Source organism: Tistrella mobilis KA081020-065 (assembly GCF_000264455.2).
Classification (GTDB): Bacteria; Pseudomonadota; Alphaproteobacteria; order Tistrellales; family Tistrellaceae; genus Tistrella; species Tistrella mobilis.
The window spans coordinates 1,500,037-1,519,341 of sequence record NC_017956.1; the positions used below are offsets into that span (position 1 = coordinate 1,500,037).

The 19,305-nt window shown below is 70.2% G+C and carries 14 protein-coding genes and 1 riboswitch; of the genes, 8 read left to right on the forward strand and 6 right to left on the reverse strand.

All coding sequences use genetic code 11. The features are described 5' to 3' along the window. Positions 1 to 81: 81 nt before the first annotated feature. From TMO_RS06820 to TMO_RS06840, 5 genes are all read right to left on the reverse strand, one after another. On the reverse strand, positions 82 to 1,758 hold the full coding sequence (locus tag TMO_RS06820; protein WP_014744873.1) for a glycosyl hydrolase family 17 protein: 1,677 nt from the start codon (positions 1,756 to 1,758) through the stop codon (positions 82 to 84). Between the two features lie 84 nt (positions 1,759 to 1,842). Next, positions 1,843 to 2,916: a threonine-phosphate decarboxylase CobD gene (gene cobD / locus TMO_RS06825; protein WP_014744874.1), complete on the reverse strand. Its 1,074-nt coding sequence runs from the start codon at positions 2,914 to 2,916 to the stop codon at positions 1,843 to 1,845. Continuing rightward, positions 2,913 to 4,385: a cobyric acid synthase gene (locus TMO_RS06830; RefSeq protein WP_014744875.1), complete on the reverse strand. Its 1,473-nt coding sequence runs from the start codon at positions 4,383 to 4,385 to the stop codon at positions 2,913 to 2,915. Before TMO_RS06830 ends, cobD begins: the two co-directional genes overlap by 4 nt. Before the next feature lie 18 nt (positions 4,386 to 4,403). After that, the gene (locus TMO_RS06835; protein ID WP_014744876.1) at positions 4,404 to 6,299 is read right to left on the reverse strand and encodes a TonB-dependent receptor plug domain-containing protein; all 1,896 of its coding nucleotides are present in this window, start codon (positions 6,297 to 6,299) and stop codon (positions 4,404 to 4,406) included. Positions 6,300 to 6,403: 104 nt separating this feature from the next. After that, positions 6,404 to 6,626: riboswitch (cobalamin riboswitch) on the reverse strand. Between the two features lie 164 nt (positions 6,627 to 6,790). After that, a complete protein-coding gene (locus tag TMO_RS06840; protein WP_014744877.1) occupies positions 6,791 to 7,384 on the reverse strand; it encodes a PRC-barrel domain-containing protein in 594 nt (197 codons plus the stop codon). A 322-nt stretch (positions 7,385 to 7,706) separates the two neighbouring features. Here TMO_RS06840 and TMO_RS06845 point away from each other — a divergent pair, with 322 nt between their 5' ends. Both TMO_RS06845 and hrpB read left to right on the forward strand, forming a co-directional pair. Beyond that, positions 7,707 to 8,441, forward strand: coding sequence for an SIMPL domain-containing protein (locus TMO_RS06845; RefSeq protein ID WP_014744878.1), 735 nt, complete (start codon positions 7,707 to 7,709; stop codon positions 8,439 to 8,441). A 7-nt stretch (positions 8,442 to 8,448) separates the two neighbouring features. Continuing rightward, complete coding sequence (hrpB, locus tag TMO_RS06850; RefSeq protein WP_228382272.1) at positions 8,449 to 11,025, forward strand: ATP-dependent helicase HrpB; 2,577 nt, start codon at positions 8,449 to 8,451, stop codon at positions 11,023 to 11,025. 22 nt (positions 11,026 to 11,047) lie between these two features. On the opposite strand, the gene TMO_RS06855 is transcribed toward hrpB, so the two are convergent. Continuing rightward, on the reverse strand, positions 11,048 to 11,449 hold the full coding sequence (locus TMO_RS06855) for a rhodanese-like domain-containing protein (protein ID WP_014744880.1): 402 nt from the start codon (positions 11,447 to 11,449) through the stop codon (positions 11,048 to 11,050). Between the two features lie 115 nt (positions 11,450 to 11,564). Here TMO_RS06855 and TMO_RS06860 point away from each other — a divergent pair, with 115 nt between their 5' ends. The 6 genes from TMO_RS06860 (at position 11,565) to TMO_RS06885 (ending at position 19,230) form a co-directional block, all read left to right on the forward strand. Continuing rightward, entirely contained in the window at positions 11,565 to 12,434 is an 870-nt protein-coding gene (locus TMO_RS06860) for a LysR substrate-binding domain-containing protein (protein ID WP_051045320.1), read from the forward strand. 114 nt (positions 12,435 to 12,548) lie between these two features. Continuing rightward, positions 12,549 to 13,946, forward strand: a complete 1,398-nt coding sequence (locus tag TMO_RS06865; protein ID WP_014744882.1) for an amidase — start codon at positions 12,549 to 12,551, stop codon at positions 13,944 to 13,946. Positions 13,947 to 14,076: 130 nt separating this feature from the next. Then, a complete protein-coding gene (locus tag TMO_RS06870) occupies positions 14,077 to 15,354 on the forward strand; it encodes an imelysin family protein (RefSeq protein WP_014744883.1) in 1,278 nt (425 codons plus the stop codon). Between the two features lie 139 nt (positions 15,355 to 15,493). Then, a complete protein-coding gene (locus tag TMO_RS06875; protein WP_322111261.1) occupies positions 15,494 to 17,005 on the forward strand; it encodes a di-heme oxidoredictase family protein in 1,512 nt (503 codons plus the stop codon). Continuing rightward, on the forward strand, positions 17,005 to 18,081 hold the full coding sequence (locus tag TMO_RS06880; RefSeq protein ID WP_014744885.1) for an imelysin family protein: 1,077 nt from the start codon (positions 17,005 to 17,007) through the stop codon (positions 18,079 to 18,081). The genes TMO_RS06875 and TMO_RS06880 overlap by 1 nt, the downstream gene beginning before the upstream one ends. 15 nt (positions 18,082 to 18,096) lie before the next feature. Beyond that, positions 18,097 to 19,230: a DUF1513 domain-containing protein gene (locus TMO_RS06885; RefSeq protein ID WP_014744886.1), complete on the forward strand. Its 1,134-nt coding sequence runs from the start codon at positions 18,097 to 18,099 to the stop codon at positions 19,228 to 19,230. The last annotated feature ends 75 nt before the right edge of the window (positions 19,231 to 19,305 follow it).

The following is a 19,305-nucleotide window of genomic DNA, read 5'->3' on the forward strand; positions in this document are numbered from 1 at the left end:
CGATGATGCGTCAAAAGGCGCGGTGGGCGAAAGCGCGAAGTGCGACGGGTTGATGACTGTTTCCCGCCCGGCGGGTGCGGTTCAGACGCTGTCGGACTGGCTGCGGCGCGGCGCCACGGCAACTGCCGCGGCAAAAACCAGGCCGATCAATGCCCAGAGATGCGCCTCACCATTCTCGGGCCCCTCGCCGATGGCGACCGCGAGCGCGCCGCCGCCGATCATCAGCGCCAGCAGTGCCTCTTCGATTTTCAGCCGCAACCGCGGCGTGCGCGCCCGGCCGGCCACGGGCATCAGCGCGTCCACCGCCCAGCCGATCGCCGGGATCAGGAAGGTGACGATGGGGAAGTCCCGATAGCGCGGGTCGAGGGCGAGACCGATCATGGCGATGGCCACCGCCACCGCCGCAAGACCCTTGAGCAGGCCGAGACGCAGCCCGCGGGGGCCGTCACCCGCGCCTAGCCAGTCGATGCCGAGCGGGCGGCGCAGTGCGCGCAGCACCTCGATCACCGGGGCCGGCTGGATCCGGGCTTCGGCCGGCCCGGCCCAGCGGCGCGCCAGCACCACGGCGGTGACCGCCGAGACCAGCCAGAGGCCGATGCCGATCGCCCATTCCACCGGGCCGCGATTGACCAGCGACAGATGATCGATCGAGAGCAGCAGCGTGGCGCCGGCCAGCTGGGCGGCGGTGACGGCCGATACCCAGCCCGCGATTTCACGGCCCAGATGCTCGTCGATTTCGTGATCGGGGATCCGCCGGCCGGCGGCGATCATCAGCAGGCCGGCAACCAGGATGCCGCCGGCCGCCAGCCAGTGCCAGTTCGGCATCTCGACCACCGGGCCGGTCAGCGGGAATTTCTGCTCGCGATATTCGTCGACCAGGCCCCAATGGCCGCCGACCGTGCCTTCCTGCACCCGTTTCCAGGGCTGGTCGAACGCCTCGATGAGGTTGTAGTCGACGCCCAGATTGCGGGCGAGGGGGATGAAGTCGCGGATGAAGCTCGCCTGATTGACCAGGCTCGGCACCGCAGGGCCGCGGGTGCGGCCTTCGCTGGGCCAGCCGGTCTCGCCGATCATGATCGGCTTGTTCGGGAAGGCGGCCTTGACCTCGTCGATGATCCGGCGGAGATGCGCCATGGCATCGTCGATCGAGACGGGCTCGTCCTCCCAATAGGGCAGGATATGGACGGTGACGAAATCGACCTCGTCGGCGAGGTCGCGATTCTTCATCCAGAATTCCCAGACATCGGCATAGGTCACCGGCTTGTCGGTGCGCGCCTTCACCGCGCGGATCAGCTTGCGCAGGTTCTCCGGCGACTGTTCCCGGCGCAGCAGCACCTCGTTGCCGACGATGACCGCCTTGATCGCCTGCGGATTGCGCGAGACGACGTCCAGTGCAGCATCGATCTCCATCTGATTGTTCTGGGGGTTGGCACCGATCCAGATGCCCTGGAGCACGCTCATGCCCAGCTGGGCGGCCTGCACCGACACCTCTTCCAGCCCCTGGCGGGCGGAATAGAGCCGCACGCAGTCGGTGACCGATTTCAGGATCGCCATGTCCTCGGCAATCTGCTCGGGCGGGGCCACGAAGCTTTCGTTATGGGGCGTCTGGCGGCCCCGGAAGGGGGCATAGGAGGTGCAGGCGACGTGGGCGTTGGGAACGTCGGGCAGCTGCACGGGCGCATTCGCCCATGACCAGAAGCCCCAGGCGATCGCGGCGGTGACGACAAAGGCGACCAGTCCGATCAGGCGCGACGACATCGCTCGGCAGTTCTCCTAAAGGGCGGGGGGCAGGACCGACCATGCGCCCCGACCGAACATCGTTAGCCGAAACCGGGTGTCTTGTCAGCCTTCCGTGTGTGACGCGGCATCGGCGAGCGCGCCTTCCAGCCGCGCCCATTCGCCCGGGCGGCCGAGCGCGTCGTCTTCGGCCGGGATGCCGAAGCGCAGCCAGCCGGCCTGGGCCGGGATGGTGACGGGGCCCGGCCAGTCACGGATCAGGATGCCGTGGCGGCTGGCGAGCCGGTCCAGGATCGCCGCCGCCCGCGCCCGGCTGCCGGCATCGACGGTGACGAAAAGATCGGTCTGGCCGACCGGGACAAGGCCTCTGCGATGAAGCAGGTGCGAGAGCCGGTCGGCCCCGGCGGCGAGGCGGGCCCGGGTCTCAGTGATCCAGGCCGTATCGTCATAGGCCCGTGCCGCCACCACAAGTGCCGGGCCCGACACGGCCCAGGGGCCCAGATGGTCGGTCATGCGCAGGGTGGTTGCCGGATCCGCGATCGCAACGCCCAGGCGCAAGCCCGCAAGGCCAAAGAATTTTCCGAAGGAGCGCAGCACCACCAGCCCGGGCCCGGCCAGATCGGCCACCGAGGCGTCGGGCGTGATCTCGGCGAAGGCCTCGTCGACCACCAGCCGGCCGCCGCGATCGGCCATCAGCCGTGCCAGCCGGCGCAGCTCGTCGCGGCCGGTCAGCCGGCCGTCGGGATTGTTGGGGTTGACGATCAGCACGGTGTCGATACCGGCAGCCGTCAGCCGGTCGGGATCGGTCTCGACCGTAACCACGTGGCCTGCGCGTTCCCAGGCCGGCCCGTGCTCGTTATAGGTAGGCCCGAGCACGGCAACCCGCCCCCGGGGTACGGCAAAGGGCAGGGCCTGGATCAGCGCCTGCGATCCCGGGCCGGCACAGAGATGATCGGGGCCGGGGGCACCGCAGAAGCGGGCGGCGGCATCGAGGCAGGGGCCGATCAGGTCGCCATCGGGCAGCCGCGTCCAGGCATCGGCAGGAATGTCTCTTGGATCAAAGGGATAGGGGTCGCGGTTTATGCCGGTGCTGAGATCGATCCAGGGCGTTGGCGCCGTGGGATGGCTGGCCGCCATGGCTGCAAGCCGGCCGCCGTGATCGCGGTGCGCGGCGGTCATGGCAGCACCGGTTCGGCTGCGGCCGCGAACAGGGCCTCGATGTCGAGTGCCGCTTCCAGATGGTCGGCGAGGGCATCGAGGGCGGCCTCGACGGACGCCTCATAGTCGATCGGCACCGGCCGGCGGCCGGTCAGCGCCTCGATCAGGGCGGCGCGATAGCCGTCGGCGCCGAACAGGCCGTGGAGATAGCAGCCGGCGACCCGGCCGTCATGGCCGGTGGCGCCGTCGGGGCGGCCGTCGGCCAGACGCAGCATCGGCCGTGCCGTGCCGGGGCCGGTGGTGACGCCGACATGCATTTCATAGCCGCGCACGGCCGCGCCGGTGGTGATTTCGGTGCCGGTGGTCTCGATCAGCGCCTTGTCGCCGCCGAGCCGGGTTTCGACGTCGAGCAGGCCGAGACCCGGCACGGCGCCGGCCGGCCCCTCGATGCCGTCCGGATCCTCGATCACCCGGCCCAGCATCTGATAGCCGCCGCAGATGCCGATCACCCGGCCGCCGCGGCGGACATGGGCGGCAAGGTCGACATCCCAGCCCTGGGCGCGGAAGAAAGCGAGATCGGCGATCGTCGCCTTGCTGCCGGGCAGCACGATCAGATCGGCCACCGGCAGGGGCTGGCCGGGCGGCACCATGGTCAGCGCCACCTGCGGTTCCAGCTTCAGCGGATCCAGATCGTCGAAATTGGCGATGCGGGCGAACATCGGCACGGCGATCTTCAGGCCCCCGGGCCCCGGATCGCGCGGCGTGTCCAGCGCCACCGCATCTTCGGCCGGCAGCCGCGCCGCGGCGGGCAGCCAGGGCACCACCCCGAAACTCTTCCAGCCGGTGCGGGTCTCGATTTCAGTCAGGCCGCCGTCGAACAGGCGGACATCGCCGCGAAACCGGTTGATGATGAAGCCCTTGATCAGCGACAGCTCATCTTCCGGCAGAAGCGCATGGCTGCCGACCATCTGGGCGATCACCCCGCCGCGATCGATGTCGCCCACCAGCACCACCGGCGCCCGGACCAGGGTCGCGAAGCCCATATTGGCGATGTCGCCGGCGCGCAGATTGACCTCCGAGACCGAGCCCGCGCCTTCGATCAGCACCAGATCGGACCCGGCGGCGAGACGGGCGAAGCTCTCCAGCACCTTCGGCATCAGCCGATCGCGCCAGCCGCGATATTCGGCGGCGCGCGCCGTGCCGGCCATGCGGCCCTGCACCACCACCTGCGCGCCGATATCGGTCTGCGGCTTCAGCAAGACCGGGTTCATGTCGACCGAAAGCGGCACGCCGGCGGCACGGGCCTGCAACGCCTGGGCGCGGCCGATTTCGCCGCCATCGGCGGTGACGGCCGCGTTGTTCGACATGTTCTGCGGCTTGAACGGCAGCACCTTCAGCCCGCGGCGCACCGCGATGCGGGCAAGCCCCGCCACCAGCAGCGATTTGCCGACGTCGGATCCGGTACCCATCACCATCAGGCAGCTTGCCATCGGCGACGTCTCCCAATGTCAGAAGGCGACCCGGAGGCCGACATAGAGGCTTCGACCAGGGGTGGCGTAGCCGTCCACTTCCTGATAGTCCACGTCGAAGACATTGTCGAGCCGGGCATAGGCGGTGACCGCGTCGGTCAGGCGCTGATTGCCATTGATCCCCATGATGGTATAGCGGCGGATCTTGGTCGGCCGGCTGGCGGAATTGACCTGCGCGCCGACATGGGACGCCTCGATGCCGATCCGGGTACCGTCCAGCGGATAGACATCGGCGGCGGCGAACAGGGTGTGGCGCGGACGGCGCGGCAGGGCCGTGCCGGTCTCCAGATCCGTCGTCTCCAGATAGGTATAGGCCGCCTGAAGCGTCAGCCAGTCGGCCGGCACCGCCTTTGCCGTCGCCTCCAGCCCCTCGGTGCGGGCGCGGGCGGTGTTGCGGTAGCGGCTGGCGGCGGAATCGAAGCTCAGCATGTTGCGGATGTCGTTGCGGAACCAGGTGAGGCCCAGGGTCAGCGCCTCGTCCAGCAGCTGCTGTTCGATCCCGATATCCCAGCCCCGGCTCTTCTCCACCTCCAGATCGGCATCGCCATAGGTCGGGTGATAAAGCTGGTAGAGCGACGGCGCCTTGGAGCCGGTGCCCCAACTGCCGCGCAGCGTCGTGCCGGTGCCGGGCACGATCCAGGCACCGGTGAAGCGCCAGGTGGTGTCGGCCCCGAAGGCCGAATGATCATCGCGGCGAAGACCGGCGGTCAGATAGAGCTGGTCCCAGAGCCCGGCCCGGTACTGGCCGAAGATCGCGGTGGTATCGGCATCGGCCGAGAGCGTGTTGATCACCGGATCGCCGGGGGCCTTCGCATCACCGATCGAGGCGGCCTCGTGCTCGCGCGAGAGGCCGATGGTGGCCACGTCGTCATGACCGTCGACGGTGATGTCGGTCTGGTTCTCGATCCCGGTCCGCCGGCCGTCGAAATCGGTGCGAACCGAAAAGCTGGAGGTCGGGTCCTTCGAGCTGCGGTCGAGCCGCGAGCCCGAGACCGTGGTGCGGTTTTCAACCCGGCCGTCGAACAGGGTAGCGATGGCCGTCACCCGGCCGCTCAGGCTGTCGGCCTCGTTCTCGCCCGGCGCCTCGGGCTTGCGCGACGGATCGAAATCGGCCGAAGTGCGGGCGGCCGTGCCGGTGGCCTCGATCGCGAACTGGTCGCTCAGGGTCAACCCGCCGCTCAGGCCGATCTGGGTGCCGGTGAAACCGTCATCCTCGCGCCCGCCTTCCAGGCGCGAGAACCCCTCGGTGCGGAAGTCGATGATCGAGACGGCGCCGTCCCAGCGCTCGCCGGCGCCGCGCAGCGCCGCGGAATGCCGACGGCTGCGATAGGCGCCGTATTCTGCCGAGGCGTCGCCCTCCACCCCGGTGCCGCCATTGCGCAGACCCCGGCGGGTGACGATGTTAACCACGCCGCCCATGGCATCGGCGCCGTAAAGCGCGCTCTGCGGGCCGCGCAGCACCTCGATCCGGTCGACATCGTCGGCAAGCAGCCGACCGAGATCGAAGGCCCCGCTGGCGCTGGCCGGGTCGTTCACCTCCACCCCGTCGATCAGGATCTTGGTCTGGCTGTCATCGGTGCCGCGCAGCCTGAGATTGGTCGCGGCCCCGGGGCCGCCGGTGCGGCTGAACGACACGCCGGGCGCGCGGCGCAGCGCATCGACCACGAAGACGGTGCCGGCACGGCGCAGCTCTTCGCCGTCGATCACCGTTACCGAACTGCCGACGGTGGCGGGGTCGACGGCTGTGCGGGTGGCGGTCACCACCAGCGGTGTCAGGGTCTGACGGGTTTTTTCGTCATCGGCGAATGCCGGGGCGGCACCGGTGGTGGCGGCAAGGGCGGTGCCGAGCAGAAACAGGCGGACGGCGGCGGTCATGGGTCTGGCGTGGTCCCGCGATGGCTGGCGCACCGACGCGAACGGGATGGCCGGCACCTGTCCGGATCTCCCTGCCGCCGGTCATGCCCGCCCGACGACCGCGCGATACGCGGGGTGGTGACGGCAGGTCTCCTGGCTCGCGGGTCCAGGCCCGGACCCCCGGCCTTCCCGGCCTGTTACCGCCAGTGGCTGTCATGGGGGTGGGCTCACCGCCTACAGTTGCGGGTACAGCCGCGGCCTGGGCGCCCTGGCGCCGCACCGCATTCCCTCTTCGCCGGCCTCCTTTCCGGGGAAAGGCGGCACGGAACCGTCGCCCCGCACCATAAAGACCGGGATGCCCTGGGGCAAGCGGCACGAAAGAAGGGCGCCATCCTCGCGGGGGGAGGATGGCGCCCGAAGTGATCAGGCAGGGAGACGTTCGGGAGGAAACGTCAGTGGTCCAGGGGAAGACCGTCGTCAGTCAGTCAGTCGTCGTCCACGTCAGGCCCGGATCAGCCGCCTGAGGGGGCGGTGGTGGGGGCGGGAGTGGTGCTCATCGGCTGGGTGCCGGTGGCGGCATCAGCATCGCTCTTCACGGCTTCCTGCGACTTGAAGGCCGGCATCTGTTCCAGCTGCTCGGGCGTCACCGAGGCAATCAAGGCCTGCTCGGCCGGCTCGGCCTTCAGCTGATCCCAGGGCACCATCACTTCCTTGGCGCCGAAACCCAGCACGCCGCCATAGGCGAGCACCGCATGGGTGATCTGACCGTCGGTCCCGAAAATCACGCCCTGAAGGGAGGCGACTTCCTCACCATCCGGCGTCCGGACCACGGTGTCGTTCGACAGCAGCGTGTCAGCCGGCTGCGGATCCTCGGCCTCGGCCGTGTCGCCGCCGCCAGCCGGCGGGGTGGCGGGCATGGCGCCCGAGGGGGCTGCCGCGCTGCCGGCACCTGCACCCATGCCGCTGCCGGCCGGGGCCTGCTGTTCAGTGGGTGCCGCACCCGGCGAGGCGGCCTGAGCCAGTGCGCTGCCGGCCGCGAGGGGGACGGCACCGAGACCGACGATGATCGCAAGAGCCGAGGTCGTGCCGCGCATGGACTTGAACATGGTCAATTACTCCTGTGTTCGGCAATCCGGCAAGTTCTCTTGCCTTCTCCAATGATCTGGGAACTTGGATGAAAATTGTTAAGTGCTGCGCTGTGGCATAATCATGTGAGGTTTGGTCTTCAAATACTGGTAGAAGATGATGAAGCAGCCGCCGGCTGTGAGCGGGCGATGTCAGACGGCCCGAATGGGGCCTGCCCGTGTCCGGGCGGTGTCGCTGCCGTGCTTGACGCCGGCCACGACCCGTCGCAGGCTGCCGCCGCAGAGGGGACAATGGCTGTCCGCAACCCCCGCGGGGCCGAATTTCGGTGCAGGAGATCTGCCGATGCGTATGGATGTTCTGGGGCTGGCCGGCGCCGCGGTGATCGCCGTGGGCATTGCCGCCGGTGGCTGGCTGGTCGGCCAGGGTGTTGTCGAGGCCCGTCTCGGCAACCGCACCGTCCAGGTCAAGGGCCTGGCGGAGCGCGAGGTGAAGGCCGATCTGGCGGTCTGGTCGCTGCGCTATGTCGCCTCGGGCAACGAGCTGAACGAAGTGCTGGGCCAGTTGAAGCGCGATACCGAGACGGTCAGACGCTTCTTCGTCGATGCCGGCCTGCCGGCTGAGACGATCGAGATGCTGAGCCTGGAGGTGACGGACCAGAACGCGCAGCTCTATCGCTCGGGGCCGGTCGAGGTGCGTTATATCGTGGCGCAGACGGTGTCGGTGCGGACCACCGATGTCGACAAGGTCGAGGCCGCCTCGCAGAAGGTGGGCGATCTGGTCGAGGCCGGGGTGGTGCTGTCCAACGACATGGGCGCCTGGGGCAGCGGCCCGTCTTATATCTTCACGAAGCTCAATGATCTGAAGCCGCAGATGATCGCCGAGGCGACCGCCAATGCCCGCGACGGTGCCGCGCAGTTCGCGACCGACAGCGGCAGCCATGTCGGCGCGATCCGCAATGCCTCTCAGGGGCTGTTCCAGATCCTGCCTGCCACCGACATCCCGAACATGCCCGAGAACCGCCAGGTGACGAAGACGGTGCGGGTGGTGACGACCATCGACTTCTTCCTGGAAGACTGACCCCGTCTTGACGTCGGACGCCCCCCTGCCTGATCCCGCATTGCCCGACCGGATCGCCCGTGCAATCCGGTCCCTGCCCGTGGCGGAGCTTGCCCGCCCGATCCGCGACGCCCTCGCGCGCGGGCGCGATCTGGTGATCGAGGCGCCGCCCGGCGCCGGCAAGACCACCGCCGTGCCGCTGATGCTGCTGGATGCCCCCTGGGCGGCTGGCGGGCGCATCCTGATGCTGGAGCCGCGCCGGCTGGCGGCGCGTGCCTCGGCGGCACGCATGGCGGCGATGCTGGGCGAGGCGGTGGGGGAGACGGTGGGCTACCGGGTCCGGCTGGACCAGAAGGTCGGGCCCGCCACCCGGATCGAGGTCGTGACCGAGGGCATCTTTACCCGCCGGATTCAGGGCGATCCCGAGCTTCAGGGCGTCGCGGCGGTGATCTTCGACGAAATTCACGAACGCAGCCTGGATGGCGATCTGGGCCTGGCGCTGGCGCTGGAGGCGAAACAGGCGCTGCGCCCGGATCTGCGCCTGATCGCCATGTCGGCGACGCTGGATGCCGAGCGGGTGGCGGCGCTGATCGGCGGGGCCGAGCGGCTGCAGGCCGAAGGCCGGATGTTCCCGGTGACGGTGATCCACGACGATCGCCGGCCGGAGCCGCGCGACCTGGCCCCGGCCATGGCGGCGGCCGTGCGGCGGATGCTGGCGGCGGAGCCGGGCGACATCCTGGCCTTTCTGCCGGGTGCCGGAGAGATTGCACGCACCGCCGAGCTGCTGGCCGGTGCCGGCGGGGCTGCGGTCGACATCCTGCCGCTGGCGGGGGAGCTGACGGCAGAGGCGCAGGACCGTGCCATCCGCCCCTCGGTGCCCGGCCGGCGTAAGGTGGTGCTGGCGACCGCCATCGCCGAGACCAGCCTGACGATCGAGGGCGTGCGCGTGGTGATCGATGGCGGCTTCGCCCGCCGGCCGCGTTTCGACCCGTCGACCGGCATGAGCCGGCTGGAGACGATGCGGGTGTCGCGCGCCGAGGCCGAGCAGCGCCGCGGCCGTGCCGGTCGTATTGCCGAAGGGATTTGCCTGAGGCTGTGGCCCGAGGCGGAGACCCGCGCCCTGGCGGGTTTTGCCGCCCCGCAGATCACCGTCGACGACCCGGCGCCGCTGGCGCTGGAACTGGCGGTCTGGGGCGTGGACGATACCCGCGCCCTGGCCTTCGCCGACCATCCCTCGGCGGCTGCCTGGGGCCAGGCCCGGGAGCTGCTCGGTCGCCTGGGTGCCCTGGACGAGGCCGGGCGCGTGACCGGCCATGGTCGGGCGATGGCCGAGCTGGGCCTGCATCCGCGGCTTGCCCATCTGGCGATCGAGGGTGCCCGGCGGGGGGCTGGGCGCGAGGCGGCGCGCCTGGCCCAGATCCTGGCGGAACGCGATCCGTTCAAGCGCGCCCGCGCCGATGCCGATCTTGCCCGGCGCATGACTCTGGTGGCGGATGGCCGCGACCCGATGGGCGGTGCCGATGGGGCGGTGGTCGACCGCGGCACGCTCGCCCGGCTGCGTGACGGCGCCCGGGCACTGGAGCGCCGGCTGCCCAAGCCGCAGCGGGCAGCGGGGGTGGAACCGCCCTCGCTCGGCCAGTTGGTGGCGCTGGCCTATCCTGAACGGCTGGCGCAGGCGCGCGGGCGTGACGCTGTCTTCCGGCTGATGGGTGGCGGCGGGGTTGCGCTTGATCCGCTCGACCCGCTGGCCGCAGAGGACTGGCTTGCGGTCGCAACGACTGGTGGCGGCACACAGGGTGGGGGCGACGTTCGTGCCTTTCTCGCCGCCCGGATCACCCCGGCTGAGATCGTGGAGAGCTTCGCCGGCGAGATCCGCACGGTGGACCGGGTGGAATTCGACCAGCGATCCGGCGGCCTGGTGGCGGTGCGCGAACGGCGGCTGGGTCAGCTGGTCATCGATGCGAAACCGCTGGCGAAGCTCGCGCCCGAGCATCATGCCGCGGCGGTGGCCGAAGGGGTGCGCGGGCTGGGCCTCGACCGGCTGGACTGGAGCGAGGCGGCGAAGGCGCTGAGGGCCCGTATCGCCTTCCTGGCGCGGATCGACGGGCCCGGGGCCGGCTGGCCGGATGTGTCGGATGACGGGCTGCTCGCCAGGCTCGACGACTGGCTGGGGCCGGATCTGGGGCGGGTGCGGCGGCTGGACGATCTTACCCGGATCGACCTCAAGGGCGCGCTGCTCAGGCTGCTGGACTGGCGCCAGCGCAGCCGGCTGGATCAGGCGGCGCCCGAGCGGGTGACCGTGCCGTCGGGCCGCAGCCATGCGGTGGACTATGCGAGCGACCCGCCGGTGCTGGCGGTGAAGCTGCAGGAGATGTTCGGTGCGGCCGAAGGCCCGAGGGTCGCCGACGGCCGGGTGGCGCTGCTGGTCCACCTGCTGTCGCCGGCGGGCCGGCCGGTCCAGGTGACCGCCGACCTCGCCGGCTTCTGGACCGGCAGCTATGCCCAGGTCAGGTCGGAGCTGCGCGGCCGCTATCCCAAACATCCCTGGCCCGAGGATCCGACCGGTGCGGTCGCGACCCATCGGGCCAAGCCGCGCGGCAGCTGAGCCGCGCGCGACCTGTGACGGATCAGCCCTTGGCCGGCCGGGGCACCACCGGCGCGCCCGCGGCCTTCCAGCCGCTGAAGCCGCCTTCCAGATGGGCGACGGGTTCAAGCCCCATCTGCTGCAGGGTGTCGGCGGCCAGCGCTGAACGCCAGGCGCCGCCGCAATAGAGCACGAAGCTCTTGCCCGAGGCGAAGACCGGCTTGTGATAGGGGCTTTCCGGGTCGACCCAGAATTCCAGCATGCCGCGCGGGGCGTGGAAGGCGCCGGGGATCATGCCCTCGCGCTCCAGCTCGCGGACGTCGCGGATGTCGACGAACAGGGTGTCCGGGTCGTCGAGCAGGGTCTGGGCCTCGTCGATCGGGATGGTGCGGATGCGGGCGGTCGCCTCTGCCACCATCTGCTTCACGGTCTTCTTCAGCGCCATCGGGGGATCTCCTGGTGTTTCCGTGCCCGCAGCATAGCCCGTCCATGCCCGGCCGGGCTTCGATAAACCGACGGGCGGTGCTAAGGTCCGGGGATCCTGCATCCGGATGCCGCCGATGAAACCCCTGCCGCCCTTCCGATCGATCGAGGCCTTTGCCGCCGCCGTGGAGCTGCGGAGCCTGACCGCGGCCGCCGAGGCGCTGGGGCTGTCGCTGCCTGCACTCAGCCGGCGGATCCGGATCCTGGAAGAGCATCTGGGTGCGCCGCTGCTGGAGCGGCTGCCGCGCGGCGTGGTGCCGACCGCCCGGGGGGCCGCCTATGCCGCCGAGCTGTTGCCGGCGCTCGACGCCCTGCGCCAGGCGACCGAGCGGGCGCGTCAGGTCGATCGCCGGGCGGTCAGGATCAGCCTGATCCCGACCCTTGCGATGACCTGGCTGCTGCCGCGGCTGCCGGGCTTTCAGGTGGCCCATCCGGGCATCCGGCTTGATCTGCACGGCTCGGCCGACTGCATCGAACCCGGCGCCGGTGTCGCCGATCTGGCGCTTCGCCTGGGGGAGGGCGGCTGGCCGGGGGTGATGCGGGTGGCGTCGATGCCGCTGCATCTGGTGGTGGTGGCGAGCCCCGATCTGCCTTTGGACCAGCCGCAGGATCTGCTGCATCTGCCGCTGCTGGGCCCCGCCCACCGGCCGGAATTCTGGCCCGAATGGGCGCGGGCGGTCGGCATCGACCCCACCCTGTTGCCGCCGGTGCGGGGCTTCGACAGCCTGCAGATGCTGTATGAAGCGGCAGCCCACGGGCTGGGTGTGGCCATTGCTCTGGATCAGCTGGTGCGGCCCTGGATCGAGAGCGGGCGGCTGGTGGCGCCGCTGGATCACCGGGTGGCGAGTTCGCGCGGCATCCATCTGTTGACCGGCAGCCGGCCGGCACCGCCGGTGCGGGTGGTGCGCGACTGGTTGCGGGCGGAAATGACGCGCAGCGCCGCCTGAGCGGCCATGCGCCTTCAGCTTTCCGGAAGGCCCGCGGCCGCAAAGCGAATTGTGACGAGGCAGCGGTGGGCACAGGATCGGCAGGCCGTGACCACCTGCCCGGGAGCCCCCGCCATGGACGCCACCGATCTCTGTTTTCTGGACGCGACCGCGCTGGCCGCGATGATCCATGCCCGCGAGGTCTCGCCGGTCGAGGTGGTCGCGGCCCATCTGGAGCGGATCGCGCGGATCGATCCGCTGCTGGGGGCCGCGGTCGAGGTCATGGCCGACAGCGCGCTCGGCGCGGCCCACGCTGCCGAGGCGGCGGTGATCGCGGGGGAGGCGGCAGGTCCCCTCCACGGCGTGCCGTTCTCGATCAAGGATTGCATCGACACCGCAGGCGTGCCGACCCGGCGCGGCTCCAGGCTGTTTGCCGACCGGGTGCCCGGGCGCGATGCGACCGTGGTGGCACGGCTGAAAGCTGCGGGTGCCATTCCGTTGATCAAGACCAATCTGCCAGAATTCTCGTACTGGACCGAGACCGACAACCCGCTGTCGGGGCCGACCCGCAACCCCTGGGACAGAAGCCGCACCCCCGGCGGGTCGAGCGGCGGCGAGGCGGCGGCGATCGCGGCCGGGCTGTCGCCGCTGGGGCTGGGCAGCGATGTGGCGATCTCGGTACGCGGGCCCGCGGCGATGACCGGCATCCTGGCGCTGAAGGCGACCCATGGCCGGATCCCCGTCACCGGCCACTGGCCGGGGCTTCGGCGCTGGTGGCATGTCGGACCGATGGCGCGCAGTGTCCGCGATCTCGCGCTGGCGCTCGATCTGCTGGCGGGGCCGGATGGTGCCGACGGCTATGCGGTACAGGCGGTACCCCTGATGCGCGGCGACGCCAGCAGCCTGCGGATCGGCTGGATGGCGGCAGAGGGGTTCGGGCCGGTGGATCCCGAAATCGTCGCCACGGTCGCCCTGGCCGCCGACGCCCTGGCCGCGGCCGGACACCGGGTGGCGCCGGCCGGCATTCCGGCGCTGGCGGATCACGACTGGACGGAGGCGAGTGCGGTGCTGCACGCGCCCGAGATCGGCCCGCTCTTCCGGGCCGTGGTCGGCGGGCGGGTGGAGGAGGTGCATCCGGTGATCCGTCATGTTATGACCCGGGCCGAGCCGTCGCTGGCGGATTACGTCGCCGCGGAACAGGCGGTGCAGGGGCTGCGGGATGCCTTCGCCGGCTGGTTCGGGGCCAATGATCTGCTGCTTTGCCCGGTGTTGCCCATGACCGCCCCCCGTCCTGGGCAGGCCGGGTATGAGGTGGCGGAGGCAAAGGTCCCGGCCCGTCATGTGATGCGCGCCACCGTGCCCTTTAATCTGACCGGCCTGCCGGCCTTGTCGCTGCCGTTCGGGTTGAGCCGCGAAGGCTTGCCGATCGGCGTGCAGCTGGTGGCTCCCTGGTGGCGGGAAGACCGGCTGCTTGCCGTGGGCCGTCAGCTGGAAGCCCAAAGCCCGATGCGAAACCGGCGACCACCGCTCTGACGGGTCCGAAATCCCTGGGCCGGCCGTCAGCGCGCTGGACGTCACCCCCACCTCCGGTGTAGGAATGCAAGTCATTCGCACTTGCGGAATGGCATGTGCGGGACGGCACCATGGACCGAGGGAGCGACAGATGGTGGGCAAGACGGGCAGGCTGGGCGGCATGCTGCTGGGGGGCGTTCTGCTCGCCTCCGGTTCGGCGCTGGCGGCGACGGGCGGTGATGCCCGCGCGGTGGTGACCAATTACGCGAACATCGCCGAGGCGGCCTATGGCGACAGCCTGACCGCGGCGAAGACGCTGCAGACGGCCGTGAAGGCCTTCATCGCCAAGCCCGGCCCCGAGACGCTGGCGGCGGCGAAGGCCGCCTGGATCGCGGCCAACGTGCCCTACAAGCAGACCGAAGCCTTCCGCTTCGGCAATGCCATCGTCGACGAGTGGGAGGGGCAGGTGAATGCCTGGCCGCTCGACGAGGGCCTGATCGACTATGTCGACAGCTCGTATATGGGGGCCGAGGGCAATGCGGCGGCGGCGCTGAACGTGATCGCCAACAAGAGCTTCACGCTGTCGGGCAAGACGGTCGACGCCTCGAAGATCACCCCCGACCTGCTGCGCGCGCTGCACGAGGCGGAAGGCGAGGAGGCGAACGTCGCGACCGGCTATCACGCCATCGAATTCCTGCTCTGGGGCCAGGATCTGAACGGCACCGGCCCGGGCGCCGGTAACCGCCCCTGGACCGATTACGACACCGCCAACTGCACCGGCGGCAATTGCGACCGTCGCGCCGCCTATCTTCAGGCCGCGACCGACCTGCTGGTCGAGGATCTGTCGTGGATGGCCGCCCAGTGGGGCAAGGATGGCGAGGCGCGCAAGGCGCTGGCCGATGTGAGCCCCGAAGCCGGTCTCAGCACCATGTTCACCGGCCTCGGCAGCCTGTCCTATGGCGAGCTGGCGGGCGAGCGCATGAAGCTGGGCCTGCTGCTCAACGACCCGGAAGAGGAGCATGACTGCTTCTCGGACAACACCCACAACTCCCACTATTACGACGCCGTGGGCATGTGGAACGTCTATACCGGCCATTATGTCCGCATCGACGGTTCGGTGGTCGAGGGACCGTCGCTGTCGTCGCTGGTGGCTGCGGCGGACCAGAAGGTCGATGCCGATGTCCGCGCCCATATGGCGACGACGCTGGCGGCGCTGGGCTCGGTGAAGGCGACGGCCGAGGCCGGCACCCATTACGACCAGCTGCTCGCCCCCGGCAATGATGCCGGCGCGGCGCTGCTGAACACCGCCATCGACGCCCTGGTTCAGCAGACCCGCTCGATCGAACGCGCGGTGACGGCGCTGAAGCTGGAGCCGGTGGCGATCGAGGGGTCGGACAGCCTGGACCAGCCGACGGCCGTGTTCAAGTAAGCGACCGACGTCCAGCCAGACGGCCGGCGGCGCTCTGCGTCGCCGGCCATTGGCGTTCAGGGGCAGAGACGGGTTTGGGGAGCAGGCAGGGGTGGTGAGGACCGGACTGGTCGCTCTGGCGGTGCTGGCCGGGGTGGCCGTGGCGAGCGATGCATCGGCAGGGGATGCAATTCCGTCCGATGTGCTGGAACAGCCCGACCCGCATCTGAACCAGGTGCCGCGCACGGCGGCAGAGCGTGCCCGCATCCTGAAGGTCGTGGAACCGACCCGCGATTTTACCCGGCCGGAAGATTACGAGCTGAACATGGGCGGGGCGGCCACGACGCAGGCGGCCGTCAATCGCGATGTCTTTTCGCAGTTCTCGGCCAACATGCCCTTCGCGCATGAGATGGACTTCAAGCTCGGCAACGGGCTGTTCCGCAAATTCTGGGTCTCCTCGCCATCGTCGACCAAGGCCTCCGACGGTCTGGGGCCGCTGTTCAATGCCCGATCCTGCCAGAGCTGCCATGTAAAGGACGGTCGCGGCCATCCGCCGGCAAACCCCGACGATGACCGCATCTCGATGTTCCTGCGGCTGTCGATCCCGGCCGATACCGACGAGCTGAAGGCCGCCATCGCCAGCCACCGGCTGATGGTGGTGCCGGAACCGGTCTACGGCACCCAGCTTCAGGACATGTCGATCCAGGGCATTCCGGCCGAGGGTCGGATGGAGATTGTTTACGACGAGATCCCGGTTGAACTGGCCGACGGCGAGGTCGTACATCTGCGCCGGCCGAGCTATAGCATCGCCGACCCGGCTTATGGGCCGCTGCACCCGGATGTGATGCTCTCGCCGCGTGTGGCGCCGCCGATGATCGGATTGGGTCTGCTGGAGGCGATCCCGGCCGAGGACATCCTGGCGCTCGCGGACCCTGAGGATGCCGATGGCGACGGCATTTCCGGCCGGCCCAATTTCGCCTGGAGCCCGGAATACGGCCGGGTGATGCTGGGCCGCTTCGGCTGGAAGGCCGGCACCCCCACCGTGCACCAGCAATCGGCCGATGCCTTCGCCGGCGATATGGGCATCTCCAACCCGCTGCATCCGGCGGGTTACGGTGAATGCACACCCGCCCAGACCGATTGCCGCGCGGCCCCCGATGGGGGAGATGCGCCTGGCACCGACGGGCTGGAGATCGACGCCGCGGCGATGGATCTGGTCAGTTTCTATGCCCGAAATCTGGCGGTGCCGGCCCGGCGCGATCTCGACGACCCGGTCGTGCTGCGCGGCAAGCAGCTGTTCGCCGAGGCGAATTGCATCGCCTGCCACCGGCCGAAATTCGTCACCGCGCGGCTGAAGGACCGGCCGGAACAGAGTTTCCAGCTGATCTGGCCCTATAGCGACCTGCTGCTCCACGACATGGGGCCCGGCCTGGCCGATGGCCGGCCCGAAGGCATGGCCGACGGCCGCGAATGGCGCACCGCGCCGCTCTGGGGTATAGGTCTGACGGCAAGCGTCGCCGAACCGGCCAGCTATCTTCATGACGGCCGGGCGCGCAGCCTGCTGGAGGCCGTGCTCTGGCACGGCGGTGAGGCGGAGGCCGCGAAACAGGCGGTGGTCGCCCTGCCGAAATCCGATCGTGATGCCCTGATCCGTTTCCTGGAGTCGCTCTGATGCGCCGCCCGATCCTGTTCGCCACGCTGGCCGCCGTGCTTGTCGCCACTCCGATACTGTCTGCTGCCATGGCGGCAGACACACCGGCCGCGGCAGCGGCCGAGGCGGCCGGTCCGGACCATGCGGCGCTGACGGCGCGCGCGCTCGACGGCTATATCCGCCCCGAATTCGACCGCTTCGTGGCGGCGACACGGGCGCTGGCCGACAAGGCCGAGACCGACCAGAGCCCCGAGGCGCTGCTGCCGCTCTATGACGCCGCCTATGACGCCTGGATGCGGATCTGGTTCTTCCGCTTCGGTCCGCTGGAAGAAGAGGGCCGGCGCTTCCGGCTGGAATTCTGGCCCGAGCGCAGCGGCATCGCCTATCGGGCGATCGGCGCCCTGGTCAAGGCGAAGAACCCGATCGTCGACGATCCGGAGGCCTTTGCCGGCGCCTCGGCCGGGGCGCAGAACCTGGTGTCGATGGAACGGCTGCTGCGCCCGCGTGAGGCGGTGCCGGCCGCCGGCACGCCTGCGGCCGAGTATCGCAACCGGCTGATCCGGGCGGTGGCCCGCAATCTGGCCCGGATGGCGGTCTCGGCGCGCGAGGGCTGGGAAGGACCGGAAGGGGCGGCACATGTGCTGACCACGGCCGGCGACGACGAGAACCAGATCTATCTCTCGGCCGACGAGACCACCTTCGCCTTCTTCAACGCCTTCCACGGGGCGCTGCAGGAGCTGGAGGAACTGCGCCTGGCGGCCATCACCGCTGACCAGACCGGCGGCACCCCGCGGGCTGCGCACGAGCGGGCGGGCGCGTCGCTTGAGAACATCCGCGCCGGCATCGGCGGGCTGATCGATTTCGAACGGGTGGTCTTCGCCCCGGCGGCCAGCGATCAGGTGGCGCAGGTCGACATGGCCGCGGCGCTGGAGAAAGCGGCCGCCGCTGCGGATGCGGCCCTGGCCCGCGCCCCGGACGATGCGGAGGCGATGAAGGCGCTGAAGGCCGCGCTTGCCGCTGCCCGCCGGCTGGCTGTGGCCGAACTCGCCCCGGCGCTGGGCGTGCGGGTCGGCTTCAATTCCTTCGACGGCGATTGAGGGGGGAGGGGGATCATGACCGGCACCATCACCCGCCGCACCATGCTGCGCGGCCTTGGGCTGGCGGCGGGGGCCGCCGCCGTGCTCAGGCCCGATCACGCGCTCTGGGCAGCGCCGGGCGCCCCTGACTTCCTGGCGGCGGCGAAACAGGCCGATGGGTCCCATGCGCTTCACGGGCTGATGCGGAGCGGCGAGATCCGTTTCACCATCCCGCTCGGCCAGCGGGGCCATGGCGGCGTCGTCCATCCCGCCCGGCCCGAGGCGGTGGCCGTTGCCCGCCGGCCCGGCCGCGAAGCCGTGGTGGTGGACTGTGCCGAAGGGCGGGAGCAGCTGCGCTTCACCCCGCCCGAGGGCCGGGTGTTTTATGGCCACGGCGCCTTCTCGGCCGACGGCCGGACCTTCTTCACGCCCGAGAATGATTACGAGGGCGCGCGCGGCCGGGTCGGCATCTGGGATGTGGAGGCAGGCTACAAGCGGCTGGGAGAGGTGTCGTCGGGCGGGGTGGGTCCGCACGAAATCCGGCTCGAAGCCGGCGGCGCCACCCTGCTGGTTGCCAATGGCGGCAATGCCACCCATCCCGACATGGGCCGCGAGGTGCTGAACCCCGGCACCATGCAGCCCAATCTGACCCGGATCCGCGTGGCGGACGGGGCCGTGATCGATGCGGTGGAGAACGAGCCCGCGCTGCGCATGAACAGCATCCGCCATCTCGCCACCCGTCCCGACGGGCTGGGTGCGGCGGTGATGCAGTGGCAGGGCGACGGCCATGAACGCCCGCCGCTGATGATGCTCCATCGGATGGGCGAGGCCGTGCGGCTGCTCGCGGCACCCGAGCCCGCCCATGCGGCGATGCGCAATTATGCCGGCTCGGTCGCCTTCAACCGCAGCGGCGATCTGGTTGCGATGACCTCACCGGTCGGCGGGCGGCTGCAGGTGTTCGAAACCGAGACCGGCCGCTTCCGCGCGGCGCTGGTGGCCGCCGATGTCTGCGGTCTGGCGGCGGATCCGGAGGGCGAGGGCTTCATTGCCACCGACGGCCGCGGCCGGGTGCTGGCGGTGGTGGCCGATCCGGCGGCGGAAGCGGGCTTCCGGCTGAAGCTGCGCGCCACGCATCCGGTCGCCTGGGATAATCACGTCGTGGTGCTCTGAGAGCACGGGCATATCGTGGTGCTCTAGGAGAGCACGCGGCCCGGCCGTCGGGGAGGCGGACCGGGCCGGCTTTGC

Bases quoted from the DNA above. Each gene is read 5' to 3' on its own strand.
- TMO_RS06820 (WP_014744873.1), bottom strand. From the start codon at position 1,758: ATGTCGTCGCGCCTGATCGGACTGGTCGCCTTTGTCGTCACCGCCGCG.
- cobD (WP_014744874.1), bottom strand. From the start codon at position 2,916: ATGACCGCCGCGCACCGCGATCACGGCGGCCGGCTTGCAGCCATGGCG.
- TMO_RS06830 (WP_014744875.1), bottom strand. From the start codon at position 4,385: ATGGCAAGCTGCCTGATGGTGATGGGTACCGGATCCGACGTCGGCAAA.
- TMO_RS06835 (WP_014744876.1), bottom strand. From the start codon at position 6,299: ATGACCGCCGCCGTCCGCCTGTTTCTGCTCGGCACCGCCCTTGCCGCC.
- TMO_RS06840 (WP_014744877.1), bottom strand. From the start codon at position 7,384: ATGTTCAAGTCCATGCGCGGCACGACCTCGGCTCTTGCGATCATCGTC.
- TMO_RS06845 (WP_014744878.1), top strand. From the start codon at position 7,707: ATGCGTATGGATGTTCTGGGGCTGGCCGGCGCCGCGGTGATCGCCGTG.
- TMO_RS06855 (WP_014744880.1), bottom strand. From the start codon at position 11,449: ATGGCGCTGAAGAAGACCGTGAAGCAGATGGTGGCAGAGGCGACCGCC.
- TMO_RS06860 (WP_051045320.1), top strand. From the start codon at position 11,565: ATGAAACCCCTGCCGCCCTTCCGATCGATCGAGGCCTTTGCCGCCGCC.
- TMO_RS06865 (WP_014744882.1), top strand. From the start codon at position 12,549: ATGGACGCCACCGATCTCTGTTTTCTGGACGCGACCGCGCTGGCCGCG.
- TMO_RS06870 (WP_014744883.1), top strand. From the start codon at position 14,077: ATGGTGGGCAAGACGGGCAGGCTGGGCGGCATGCTGCTGGGGGGCGTT.
- TMO_RS06880 (WP_014744885.1), top strand. From the start codon at position 17,005: ATGCGCCGCCCGATCCTGTTCGCCACGCTGGCCGCCGTGCTTGTCGCC.
- TMO_RS06885 (WP_014744886.1), top strand. From the start codon at position 18,097: ATGACCGGCACCATCACCCGCCGCACCATGCTGCGCGGCCTTGGGCTG.